We start from the raw sequence: 13,572 nt of genomic DNA on the forward strand, positions 1-13,572 counted from the left end.
GATGTGTTCATGTCCGTTGATTCCTTGCTCTCGGTTGCGAGCCCCGAGCCCACTACTGTTTTCACGCATCTGACCCCGGTCCACGACGCCTCAAAGGCGCACGGATGGTGGCGTTCCGCTGTGATCTACCAGATCTATCCGCGGTCCTTCCGGGACCTCAACGGTGACGGCGTGGGAGACCTGGCGGGCATCACTGCCGAATTGCCGCAGCTGGCGACATTGGGGGTCGACGCCGTCTGGCTGTCCCCCTTCTATCGCTCACCTCAGCGGGATGCAGGATACGACGTCAGCGACTACTGCGACGTCGACCCCCTGTTCGGTACCTTGGCTCACTTCGACGCCCTCATCGCAGAGGCCAACAGACTCAACCTGCGCGTCATCGCGGACCTCGTCCCCAACCACTGTTCTGACCAGCACGTCGCTTTCCAAGCAGCACTTACCGCCGGCACAAACAGTGCAGAACGGGACATGTTCATCTTCCGGGACGGCCTGGGACCCGACGGCAACGAGCCACCCAACAACTGGCAATCACACTTCGGCGGCCCAGCGTGGACGCGCATCATCGAACCTAACGGACAGCCCGGCCAGTGGTTCCTGCACCTCTTCGACTCCTCACAGCCGGACTTCAACTGGGACAACCCTGCCGTCCACGCCGAGTTCGAACGCGTCCTCCGTTTCTGGCTGGACCGCGGCATCTCCGGCTTCCGGGTGGACGTTGCCCATGCGCTGGTTAAAGCCGCCGGCCTCCCCAATTGGGGTGGGCGTGCAGACGGCAACAGCACCGACGGCTTCCCTGGCCAGGATGCTCCCATGTTCGGCCAGCCCGCCCTGCACGATATCTATCGCAGGTGGCGGTCCATCCTGGAAGAGTACGGACCGGACCGCATCCTTTGCGCTGAAGCGAACGTGGACCCGCTCCCCCGGCTGGCTCAATGGGTCCGCCCCGACGAAATGCACCAGGCCTTCAACTTCCCGTACCTGCACGCAGGATTGGACGTGAACCGCCTCCGCCACGTCATCACTGACTCACTGGTCTCACTGGACGCTGTGGGTGCCCCGAGCACCTGGGTGTTGTCCAACCACGATGTCGTAAGGCACGTGTCCCGCTTTGGCTACGACGGACCGGGGCCCCGCGACGGTGATGGCATTGGGCCAGATGACGTTCAACCCAACGAAGAACTCGGACGACGACGCGCTGCCGCGGCCACCATGTTCATGCTTGGACTCCCCGGCGGTGCGTACCTCTACCAAGGCGAAGAGCTGGGCCTTCCCGACTCTTCCAGCATCCCCGGCAGCATGCGCCAGGACCCCACGTTCGCCCGCACCGGCGGAGCCCGCATTGGCCGCGATGGCTGCCGCGTGCCGCTCCCTTGGCGTTCGTCCGAACCACACTCCGGGTTCGGCAGCGGCCTGAACCCGTGGTTGCCCCAGCCCGAGTCCTGGCCCGCACTGGCAAGGGATAAGCAAGTGTCAGATCCGGCGTCGCACTTGAACCTTTACCGCCGGATGCTCGCCCTCCGGGCCACACACCGGCTCGGCGAAGGCTCCCTCGCCTGGGTGGAGGACTACTGTAGCGAGACCTCGCTCGCCTACCTCAACGGCGAGACCCTGGTGATCATGAACGTCGGGGCTGATGCCATGCTACTTCCGGCAGGCGAAACCATCCTGCGGAGCTCCGCTGCAGAAGAGGGCGCCGCTGATCTACCAGGCGTTGATCTACTAGGCTCGGGGGAGACAATCTGGCTCAGGGCCAGCTAACTTTTCCACCAAGGAGCAGCATGACCGGCATCAAGGACGTAGCCGAGCGAGCAGGGCTGTCCGTTGCCACGGTCTCACGGGCGTTGAGCGGGAAGGGCAACGTTTCCCCAACAAGCCGGGAGCGTGCCCGTGCTGCAGCTGCCGAATTGGGATTCGTGCTTTCCTATCATGCGTCGAGCCTGGCCTCCGGCCGTACGCACAACGTCGGCTTGGTGGTGCCCTCGGTCCACCGTTGGTTCTTCTCAGCGGTGATCGAGGGCGCTTCAGCGGCATTGCTTGAGGCCGGCTACGACCTCACCCTGTACAACATCGGCGAAAACCCCGCGCACCGGCAGAGCGTCTTCAGCGATTTCCTGCTCCGCAAGCGGGTGGACGCGGTCATTGCAGTATCCCTGGAGCTCAGTGAAGACGAAATCGAGCAGCTTCACGCGGTACACCGCCCCATTGTGGGTATCGGCGGCCCCTTACCGGGGGCGTCCACCATTAGGATCGACGACTCCGGGATCGCCCTGAAAGCCACCAACCACTTACTGGGTCTGGGTCACACCAAGATAGCGCACATCACCGGTCACGAAGCCTATGACCAAGACTTCCACCTTCCGGGAACCCGGCGCAGCGGTTTTGAAAAAGCAATGAACGACGCCGGCTGCCCGGTCAGGCCGGAATGGATCGTTTCCGCGGACTTCACTATAGAAGGCGCGTACGCGGCTGCCCGGCAACTGCTGGCCAGCGCACCGGAACGCCCCACGGCCGTTTTCGCAGCGTCGGACGAAATGGCTATCGGCACCATCCTCGCCGCCCGGGACTTCGGCTTGCGAATCCCCGACGATCTCTCGGTCATGGGCATCGACGGGCACGACCTGGGCAATGTCCTTGGCCTTACTACCATCGATCAGGATGCCAAGGGACAGGGGGCATTGGCTGTCCGGACCCTCTTGGGTGCCATCAACAACGGGCTGGTTCTGGAACCCGCAGACACGGAGCACCCCACCAAGCTGGTGGTGCGGACAAGTACCGCTGTGCCCAGGCCCGGAACATCCTAGGACGTTCCTAGGGCAGCGGCCGTTCCATCACGAGCTCCAGCTTTGACGTGTCCTGCGGATAGGGTCGACTGGCACCCGTGCTCTCAAATCCGTGACGCCTATAGAACGCAAGCGCCCTTGAGTTGTCCTCATGCACCCCGAGCTCAATGCTTTCCGCTGCCAGTTCTTCAGCTGCGGTCTTGCACGCCTCGTTGAGTAGTTCGTCGGCCAGTCCCAGCCCGCGATGCTCAGGGGCGACATAAACGCTGATCAGCATAGCCTGCAGCGGCTTCTCCGGGCTCTGGGGGTGTTTGGCCACCACGCGCATCAGGCCGCAGAATTTGCTGCCATCTTCGCCGCCATCGGCAACCAGGGTGATACTGGCCTCCCCGGACATCGCGGCAGCGCGTTCCTGCCACTGGGTGTCCGTTTGCCGGCGGGCAGCATCCAGGCTTTCCACGTAGGCCATGGGCGTATCTGTGAGCATCTCCAGCCGGACGGCCCTCAACAGGGGCCAGTCGTTCGCGTGGAGCCTGCGGATCCTAGGCAACTGCTCCGCCCATGAATCTCACATAACGCTCCAGGACATGGGGCCAGCCTTCGGCGTAGGACGCACGCGAGGCCGCAGGGTCTTCGGCACCCTCCCAACCGTCATGGACCAAGCGAACCTCAGTGCCCTCGTCCACGGCGCGGAACGCTACACGGATCTCAGTGGACCAGAGGGGTGTACTCGCCGGATACCAGCTGGCGTGGAAGGACAACGGCGGCTGCCAATCGTCGATGGTTCCCCACACGGAAGTACGTCCATCCTCGGCCGTTTCGAGGATCAGGTTCTCCTCGAACTCAACATGTGATCCCTCGCCAAACACACTCTCTTGTCCCAACGGCCACCAAAGATGCGGGTGATCTGTGAATCCCTGGAACGCGTGTGAGACGTTCGTGGGGACAACCACGGTGATGATGAGCGGCTCAAGGGCGTCATTGTCCTGCTGGGACGGCTCGGGCGCCGATTCGGGATGGCTGAAGAGGTTTTCCATGACCACCAACTCTACCGGGGGCAGAAGACACACACTTGGGTTAAACAGGACTGTTAAATGCAAAGAGCCCCGACCGTGAAGGTCGGGGCTCTTTTCAAATTATGTCCGGCGGTGTCCTACTCTCCCACACCCTCCCGGGTGCAGTACCATCGGCGCTGTGGGTCTTAGCTTCCGGGTTCGGAATGGGACCGGGCGTTTCCCCCACGCTATGACCGCCGTAACCTTGTTACCCGTCCCCCCGTGCCGTTTGGTGTTGGGGGTGGGAAATCTGTTGTGGTTACAACTGTGGTGTTGTGTTATTTAGTTGTTTGGTTCCTGGAACGGTTGTTGTTCGGGAACCACATAGTGGACGCGTGCAGTGTGTTGTGTGGTGTAAGTTGTTGGCCTATTAGTACCGGTCAGCTTCACGAGTCTTTAGTCCTCGCTTCCACATCCGGCCTATCAACCCAGTGGTCTGGCTGGGGGCCTCTCACACATGATGTGTATGGAAATCTCATCTTGAAGCGAGCTTCCCGCTTAGATGCTTTCAGCGGTTATCCCATCCGAACGTAGCTAATCAGCGATGCACTTGGCAGTACAACTGACACACCAGAGGTTCGTCCGTCCCGGTCCTCTCGTACTAAGGACAGCCCTTCTCAAATTTCCTGCGCGCGCAGCGGATAGGGACCGAACTGTCTCACGACGTTCTAAACCCAGCTCGCGTACCGCTTTAATGGGCGAACAGCCCAACCCTTGGGACCTACTCCAGCCCCAGGATGCGACGAGCCGACATCGAGGTGCCAAACCATGCCGTCGATATGGACTCTTGGGCAAGATCAGCCTGTTATCCCCGAGGTACCTTTTATCCGTTGAGCGACGGCCATTCCACAATGTACCGCCGGATCACTAGTCCCGACTTTCGTCCCTGCTTGAGATGTCTCTCTCACAGTCAAGCTCCCTTGTGCACTTACACTCGACACCTGATTGCCAACCAGGCTGAGGGAACCTTTGGGCGCCTCCGTTACTTTTTAGGAGGCAACCGCCCCAGTTAAACTACCCATCAGGCACTGTCCCTGACCCGGATCACGGGCCGAAGTTAGATGTCCAAAGTGACCAGAGTGGTATTTCAACGATGACTCCACCCGAACTGGCGTCCGGGTTTCAACGTCTCCCACCTATCCTACACAAGCCACTCCGAACACCAATACCAAACTATAGTAAAGGTCTCGGGGTCTTTCCGTCCTGCTGCGCGTAACGAGCATCTTTACTCGTACTGCAATTTCGCCGAGTTTATGGTTGAGACAGCGGGGAAGTCGTTACTCCATTCGTGCAGGTCGGAACTTACCCGACAAGGAATTTCGCTACCTTAGGATGGTTATAGTTACCACCGCCGTTTACTGGGGCTTAAATTCTCAGCTTCGCCCGCAAGGGGCTAACCGGTCCTCTTAACCTTCCAGCACCGGGCAGGAGTCAGTCCGTATACATCGTCTTGCGACTTCGCACGGACCTGTGTTTTTAGTAAACAGTCGCTTCCCCCTGGTCTCTGCGGCCCACACCCGCTCACGGAGAGCAAGTCTCCATCACGGGGCAGGCCCCCCTTCTCCCGAAGTTACGGGGGCATTTTGCCGAGTTCCTTAACCATAATTCTCTCGATCGCCTTGGTATTCTCTACCTGATCACCTGTGTCGGTTTGGGGTACGGGCGGCTAAAACCTCGCGTCGATGCTTTTCTTGGCAGCATAGGATCACCGGATCCCCCCATACGGGGGTCCCATCAGATCTCAGGAACGTGCTCGAAGCACACAGGAACGGATTTGCCTATCCCTGACCCTACATCCTTAGACCGGGGCAACCATCGCCCGGCCCGGCTACCTTCCTGCGTCACACCTGTTAATACGCTTACCTCCCGGGATCAGGTCCCGCGCTCGGCCAAAACCCACAACACCACAAGGGTGAGCGGGCAGGCTCCGGGCGGTTAGTATCCCCCGCTTGGCATGGGCGGTTTTTCGCCGGTACGGGAATATCAACCCGTTGTCCATCGACTACGCCTGTCGGCCTCGCCTTAGGTCCCGACTTACCCAGGGCAGATTAGCTTGACCCTGGAACCCTTGATCATTCGGCGGACGGGTTTCTCACCCGTCTTTCGCTACTCATGCCTGCATTCTCACTCGTGTAGGCTCCACCGCTGGTTTCCACCGCGACTTCACTGCCCACACGACGCTCCCCTACCACTCCACACCCCTGAACCACGAAGGCTAGGGCATTATGTGAAATCCACAACTTCGGCGGTGTACTTGAGCCCCGCTACATTGTCGGCGCGGAATCACTTGACCAGTGAGCTATTACGCACTCTTTCAAGGATGGCTGCTTCTAAGCCAACCTCCTGGTTGTCTTCGCAACTCCACATCCTTTCCCACTTAGCACACGCTTAGGGGCCTTAGTTGGTGGTCTGGGCTGTTTCCCTCTCGACTATGAAGCTTATCCCCCACAGTCTCACTGCTGCGCTCTGACTTACCGGCATTCGGAGTTTGGCTGACGTCAGTAACCTTGTAGGGCCCATCGGCCATCCAGTAGCTCTACCTCCGGCAAGAAACACGCAACGCTGCACCTAAATGCATTTCGGGGAGAACCAGCTATCACGGAGTTTGATTGGCCTTTCACCCCTACCCACAGCTCATCCCCTCCATTTTCAACTGAAGTGGGTTCGGTCCTCCACGACGTCTTACCGTCGCTTCAACCTGGCCATGGGTAGATCACTCCGCTTCGGGTCTAGATCACGCCACTACACTCGCCCTATTCAGACTCGCTTTCGCTACGGCTACCCCACACGGGTTAACCTCGCGACGTAACACTAACTCGCAGGCTCATTCTTCAAAAGGCACGCCGTCACAACTACAAGGCTGCTCCGACGGATTGTAAGCACACGGTTTCAGGTACTGTTTCACTCCCCTCCCGGGGTACTTTTCACCTTTCCCTCACGGTACTGGTCCGCTATCGGTCATTAGGAAGTATTTAGGCTTATCAGGTGGTCCTGACAGATTCGCACGGGATTTCTCGGGCCCCGTGCTACTTGGGATACTCCCCAGGCCGTGCACAACATTACGGTTACGGGGCTCACACCCTCTCTGGCCGGCCTTTCAAGACCGTTCACCTATGCCTGCACCTCACCTCACTGGTCCGGCAGAACCAGAACGGAAAGTCCCACAACCCCGCCCATGCAACGCCCGCCGGCTATCACACATGGAAACGGTTTAGCCTGATCCGCGTTCGCTCGCCACTACTAACGGAATCACTATTGTTTTCTCTTCCTGCGGGTACTGAGATGTTTCACTTCCCCGCGTTCCCCCCACGCACCCTATGTGTTCAGATGCGGGTCACACAATCACCTTGCAGCGTTGTGCGGGGTTTCCCCATTCGGACATCCTGGGATCAAAGCTCGGTTATCAACTCCCCCAGGCTTATCGCAGATTCCTACGTCCTTCTTCGGCTCCTAATGCCAAGGCATCCACCGTGTGCCCTTAAAAACTTGACCACACAAGATCAATAAACTTACTCGAGAGAACCATGACCACAAGGGCCAGGTTCATTCATAAGAAATTGCTGTAAGAACACACACCCACCAACCCCCAAAAAGGGCCAGCCACGTGTGTGTTCTAGATGCTCGCGTCCACTATGTAGTTCTCAAACAACAACCCCGTCAACCAGACCACCACCACCCCGCAAAACGGGGACACGATGGTAAGAACCGGAAGCAGGAACAAAAGAAACACCAGAAGATGCTCTCTGCATTGCTGCAAAAAGGTCCTGTTGCCTCAGGACCCAACAGTGCGCCAAACACAACCCCACACACACCACGCCCCGACGCGTTCCACACAACACCACACCCCCCAAAAGGGACACAGGATTGCCGTACTGGCACCAGGACACAACCGGTGAAGGCCATGCCAAACAAGTTTGATTCGTTGATATTCCACCCATGAGCACCCACCGCAGAACAGACGCCTGCGCAATGGGCAACACTGACAACCACTCACATATCCGCATGCACGGACACCAGCAGTTGCTAGCAGCTCCTTAGAAAGGAGGTGATCCAGCCGCACCTTCCGGTACGGCTACCTTGTTACGACTTAGTCCCAATCGCCGGTCCCACCTTCGACGGCTCCCCCCACAAGGGTTAGGCCACCGGCTTCGGGTGTTACCAACTTTCGTGACTTGACGGGCGGTGTGTACAAGGCCCGGGAACGTATTCACCGCAGCGTTGCTGATCTGCGATTACTAGCGACTCCGACTTCATGGGGTCGAGTTGCAGACCCCAATCCGAACTGAGACCGGCTTTTTGGGATTAGCTCCACCTCACAGTATCGCAACCCTTTGTACCGGCCATTGTAGCATGCGTGAAGCCCAAGACATAAGGGGCATGATGATTTGACGTCGTCCCCACCTTCCTCCGAGTTGACCCCGGCAGTCTCCTATGAGTCCCCGCCATAACGCGCTGGCAACATAGAACGAGGGTTGCGCTCGTTGCGGGACTTAACCCAACATCTCACGACACGAGCTGACGACAACCATGCACCACCTGTAAACCGACCGCAAGCGGGGCACCTGTTTCCAGGTCTTTCCGGTTCATGTCAAGCCTTGGTAAGGTTCTTCGCGTTGCATCGAATTAATCCGCATGCTCCGCCGCTTGTGCGGGCCCCCGTCAATTCCTTTGAGTTTTAGCCTTGCGGCCGTACTCCCCAGGCGGGGCACTTAATGCGTTAGCTACGGCGCGGAAAACGTGGAATGTCCCCCACACCTAGTGCCCAACGTTTACGGCATGGACTACCAGGGTATCTAATCCTGTTCGCTCCCCATGCTTTCGCTCCTCAGCGTCAGTTACAGCCCAGAGACCTGCCTTCGCCATCGGTGTTCCTCCTGATATCTGCGCATTTCACCGCTACACCAGGAATTCCAGTCTCCCCTACTGCACTCTAGTCTGCCCGTACCCACTGCAGAACCGGAGTTGAGCCCCGGTCTTTCACAGCAGACGCGACAAACCGCCTACGAGCTCTTTACGCCCAATAATTCCGGATAACGCTTGCGCCCTACGTATTACCGCGGCTGCTGGCACGTAGTTAGCCGGCGCTTCTTCTGCAGGTACCGTCACTTTCGCTTCTTCCCTACTGAAAGAGGTTTACAACCCGAAGGCCGTCATCCCTCACGCGGCGTCGCTGCATCAGGCTTGCGCCCATTGTGCAATATTCCCCACTGCTGCCTCCCGTAGGAGTCTGGGCCGTGTCTCAGTCCCAGTGTGGCCGGTCACCCTCTCAGGCCGGCTACCCGTCGTCGCCTTGGTAGGCCATTACCCCACCAACAAGCTGATAGGCCGCGAGTCCATCCAAAACCACAAAAGCTTTCCACCACCATGACATGCGCCAGATGGTCGTATCCGGTATTAGACCCAGTTTCCCAGGCTTATCCCAGAGTCAAGGGCAGGTTACTCACGTGTTACTCACCCGTTCGCCACTAATCCCCCAGCAAGCTGGGATCATCGTTCGACTTGCATGTGTTAAGCACGCCGCCAGCGTTCATCCTGAGCCAGGATCAAACTCTCCGTTGAAGTAAAACAAAACCAAACAGACACAACCACACCCACCGGAAATAACGGCGAACACGGCTGCACAAAATTCGAAACCAGCTGAAAACCAGACCACCACACACGGGGGTGCGCAGCAATCCAGCCATAATTTCAACCAATTGAAAAACAATCGGTATCAACAAACTTGGCACACTATTGAGTTCTCAAACAACAGGTCACTATTCCAAAGCAGTACCACCAGCCTTCGCCGGCTCGCTCTGGAGCAACTTTTCTAACTTACCGGCTGGATCTCTCTGAGTCAAATCGGCCAGCATGACTTGATTTTTCCTTGCGGTATCTTGTCTGCGTGGCGATCTCCACTCGGGGACCAGCGCGGGTACTAACTATACCCCTACTTCCCCGAGATGGCAAAACCCGGCAGCGACACGCTCCCTCCGTCACCCAAAATCCCCGGAAACACGGGCAGAACGTCCCGGAGAACACAGGGAAGAGGGCCCGGAAGCCAAGGCTTCGGGCCCTCCCCTGTCCTCAGGAACTACTCAGCCGGCGTGAACCAGGACGCCCCGAGCGGGGGAAGCGTGACAGTCAAAGCTGCGGGCTGGCCATCAGTTCCGGGCGTTGAAGCCTTCAAGGCTCCAGCGTTGACAACTCCGGAACCGCCGTACGTTTCAGAGTCGGTGTTCAGGACTTCCGTCCACTCCCCTGCTGCCGGAACCCCCAGGATGTAGTCCTTGTGAGGACCGCCAGAGAAGTTCACTGCACAAACCAACGGCTTGCCATCCTGATCCCAGCGGATGAAAGTCAGAACGTTGTGATCGGCATCCGCGCCATTGATCCACTGGAATCCGCCGGCTTCGTTGTCCCGCTGGTAAAGGGCCGGCGTAGACCTGTAGAGCTCGTTGAGATCCTTAACCAGAAGCTGCAGTCCGCGGTGCGCGGGGATATCAGCAAGGAACCAATCCAAACCATACTGTTCGGACCACTCGGCTTCCTGGCCGAACTCCGTACCCATGAAGATCAGCTGCTTGCCGGGGTGCGCCCACTGGTAGGCAAAGAATGCACGCAGGTTTGCCAGCTGCTGCCAGCGGTCACCGGGCATCTTGCGCAGCATGGAGCCCTTGCCGTGAACTACTTCGTCGTGGCTGATGGGCAGCAGGAAGTTCTCGGTGAAGGCATAGACCATGGAGAACGTGATGGTGCCGTGGTGCCACTTGCGGTTGATGGGGTCTTCGGAGATGTACTTGAGCGAGTCATGCATCCAGCCCATGTTCCATTTGAGCCCGAAGCCCAGCCCGCCGTGGTTGGTGGGCGCCGTAACACCCGGGAATGCTGTGGATTCCTCGGCGATGATGATGGCGCCGGGGTGGGACTTGTAGACGGTGGCGTTGACTTCCTGCATAAAGGAAATGGCTTCAAGGTTCTCGCGGCCGCCGAACTTGTTGGGCCTCCACTGCCCTTCTTCACGGGAGTAGTCCAAGTAGATCATCGAGGCCACGGCATCCACGCGCAGGCCATCGATGTGGAATTCCTCCAGCCAATACAGAGCGTTGGCCACCAGGAAGTTGCGGACCTCGCTGCGTCCGAAGTCGAAGATCAGGGTCCCCCAGTCGGGGTGTTCGCCCAGGGCGGGGTCTGAGTGCTCGTACAGCGGCTGGCCGTCGAACTGGGCCAGCGCCCAGGCGTCCTTGGGGAAGTGTGCGGGGACCCAGTCGAGGAGGACGCCGATGCCGGCTTGGTGGAGCGAATCCACCAGGAACCGGAACTCGTCGGGGTGTCCGAAACGTGAGGTCGGCGCGAAATAAGACGTCACCTGGTAACCCCACGAACCACCGAAGGGGTGCTCCGCGACCGGCATGAACTCAACATGGGAGAACCCAAGCCACTTCACGTAGTCCACGAGTTCCTTGGCGAGTTCCTTGTAGCCAAGGCCAAGCCGCCACGAGCCCAAGTGGACTTCGTAAACGCTCATAGGCGAGTTGTGCGGATCCTTCTGGGCGCGGGCACTCATCCATTCCGCATCCTTGAACCGGTAGCTTGCGTCAACCACACGTGAGGCAGTCAGCGGCGGAACCTCAGTGCCGAAAGCCAAAGGGTCGGCTTTCTCTACCCAGTGACCGGCTTTGGTGAGGATCTCGTATTTGTAGCACGCCCCTGCTACAACGCCGGGGATGAAGAGTTCCCACACGCCCGAGGAACCTAGGGAACGCATCCCATGGGAGCGACCATCCCACCCGTTGAAGTCGCCCTTCACGCGGACGGCTTGCGCATTCGGGGCCCAGACAGCGAACGAGACTCCGTCCACCTCGCTCAACGCGGAGCGGTAGTGCTGGACGTGCGCGCCGAGGACATCCCAAAGGCGTTCGTGGCGCCCCTCACCGATCAGGTGCAAGTCCACCTCACCTACGGTAGGCAAGTAGTGGTATGGGTCATCGATGGTGACGGGTTCGGCGTCGTACACCACTTCCAAACGGTAATCCGGCACGTGGCCGGCCTGAAGCGGTTCCAGGACTGCAGCCCAGACACCGTGGGCCTCATGGGCCATTTCCGTGCGGCCGGCTTCAGTCACTACAACCACGGACTTTGCCAGGTGTTTCACAGTACGTATAGTGACGTGGCCATGATCGTCCAAGTGCGCGCCAAGTACTGAATGCGGCGCGTGGTAAGCGCCGGCGGCCACGCGTTCCAAGGTCTCGGAGTCCACGTGCAGGGGAACTCGGGGCCGTTCGGTGCGTGCTGAGCCAGTCATGTCATTACCTTCCGCTGTAGCTGCCGCATGCTTGCCGCGGCTTGTGTTGTCGAGGATTCGTCGTGATGCGTTCACCGGGATCGACAGCCAGTCGGGCCGGTTCCGCAACTCGTAAACAACCTCGTATAAGGCCTTGTCCAGCCACAATGCCACAAAGAGAGGCGAGCGGCGGTCTATGGTTCCCGGGGTGACTTCGCTGTAACCCTCAAGGAACGCGGCAGCGCAGTCATCCACCCAGGTTTCAGGCACCTTGACGGCCGCTTTTTCGTTTTCACGCGCGGCGGCACCGGCTGCGTAGTCGAATGAACGCAGCATGCCCGTAACGTCCCGCAGGGGCAGATCAGGAGTATTGCGTTCATCGATGGTCCGGAGCGGCTCGCCTTCAAAGTCGAGGATGGCCCATCGTGCCGGCTGCCCCTCAGCGCCGGGAACCAACAGGATCTGTCCCAGATGGAGGTCACCGTGGACGCGCTGCAGCTGACCGACGTCGCTGGGATCCAAGGCCGCCAGCAGCTCATCAAGGTTTTCGTCGTAGGGCCCGACGGCGGATGACGCTTCCGCCCATGAGCCCCGGACGCGCCGGGCTACTGTGGCGATGATGTCCTGGCCCTGCTCTTGCCCGTCCTGGGTACCAAAGGTTTCGGCGAGCCTGGCGTGAACCGTGGCGGTTGCAGCGCCGAGCCCGCGGGCTTCTGCCGTGAAATCTTTGCCGGCGGCCGCTGCCTCTACCGCCAGGCGCCAGGCATCCAAACCTCCGACGAGGAATTCGTGGGCGACAGTCAGCTCGCCCGTGGCCGCAATGCCACCGTTCGACGCCGGTCCCGCCCACAAGCCGGTAATCCAGCCGAGCGTTGCGGGAACCTCGCTGGTTCCCGCTGCTGTCAAGGCGGCCCCAAGTTCCACTTCGGGATTCTTGCCGGCGGCGAGCACGCGGAAGATTTTGACGATCGCTGCCGAGTCGCCGTCGTCAATAATGACGGATGTGTTGGATTGCTCGCCGGACAGGACCTTGACGGAGGTGGGTTTTTTCGGAAGTGCCACACGGCCGCGCGTAAGGTGCCCCTGGGCACCGCCTACCTTCCCTTCACTGCGCATAAGTTCCAGCCAGGCAGTGACAAAATCCGCATCGTAGACGGCGTCGTACACGAGCTGTAGCCCTAGGTCAGGATCCGTGAACTCGCCCAGCAAAGCCGTAGGAGCATCCGCCAGAGGCTTGCTTCGGTAACTCAATGGAACCTGGACGACGTCGGTCCGCGAACCGCCGTCGGCAGTTCTGTGTGTCACTGCCAGCAGCACAACTTCCAGCGCCGCTTCTCCGCCGGTATCCGGCAGTCTGAAACCGCCCACCTGCTCCAGCGCAAAGTCGGGGCTCTTGACCGGGAACCAGCGCTTGCCTGGCAGCCAGTTCCGGAGAAGTCCTTCAATGGAGGGGTTCAAGTTTTCCTTGCTCATC

General features: G+C 59.4%; 5 protein-coding genes and 3 rRNA genes. 2 read left to right on the forward strand and 6 right to left on the reverse strand.

The genetic code is table 11. From position 1 onward, the window contains the following. The first annotated feature begins 9 nt into the window (after positions 1 to 9). Positions 10 to 1,758: a glycoside hydrolase family 13 protein gene (locus M1D89_RS19005; RefSeq protein ID WP_498645948.1), complete on the forward strand. Its 1,749-nt coding sequence runs from the start codon at positions 10 to 12 to the stop codon at positions 1,756 to 1,758. 20 nt (positions 1,759 to 1,778) lie between these two features. Continuing rightward, the gene (locus M1D89_RS19010; protein WP_498645950.1) at positions 1,779 to 2,801 is read left to right on the forward strand and encodes a LacI family DNA-binding transcriptional regulator; all 1,023 of its coding nucleotides are present in this window, start codon (positions 1,779 to 1,781) and stop codon (positions 2,799 to 2,801) included. A gap of 7 nt (positions 2,802 to 2,808) precedes the next feature. On the opposite strand, the gene M1D89_RS19015 is transcribed toward M1D89_RS19010, so the two are convergent. The 6 genes from M1D89_RS19015 to M1D89_RS19040 form a co-directional block, all read right to left on the reverse strand. Next, positions 2,809 to 3,330, reverse strand: coding sequence for a GNAT family N-acetyltransferase (locus M1D89_RS19015; RefSeq protein ID WP_498645952.1), 522 nt, complete (start codon positions 3,328 to 3,330; stop codon positions 2,809 to 2,811). Next, positions 3,323 to 3,817, reverse strand: a complete 495-nt coding sequence (locus M1D89_RS19020; protein WP_498645954.1) for an SRPBCC domain-containing protein — start codon at positions 3,815 to 3,817, stop codon at positions 3,323 to 3,325. Before M1D89_RS19020 ends, M1D89_RS19015 begins: the two co-directional genes overlap by 8 nt. Before the next feature lie 103 nt (positions 3,818 to 3,920). Beyond that, a 5S ribosomal RNA gene (gene rrf, locus M1D89_RS19025) occupies positions 3,921 to 4,037 on the reverse strand. 147 nt (positions 4,038 to 4,184) lie between these two features. After that, positions 4,185 to 7,327, reverse strand: a 23S ribosomal RNA gene (locus tag M1D89_RS19030). Between the two features lie 546 nt (positions 7,328 to 7,873). Next, positions 7,874 to 9,394 (reverse strand): 16S ribosomal RNA (locus M1D89_RS19035). The 16S, 23S and 5S rRNA genes sit together here, the layout of an rRNA operon. Positions 9,395 to 9,908: 514 nt before the next feature. Beyond that, positions 9,909 to 13,571, reverse strand: coding sequence for a 1,4-alpha-glucan branching enzyme (locus M1D89_RS19040; protein ID WP_498645956.1), 3,663 nt, complete (start codon positions 13,569 to 13,571; stop codon positions 9,909 to 9,911). Between the last annotated feature and the right edge of the window lies 1 nt (position 13,572).

The sequence above is a fragment of the Arthrobacter sp. D3-18 genome (assembly GCF_054408525.1).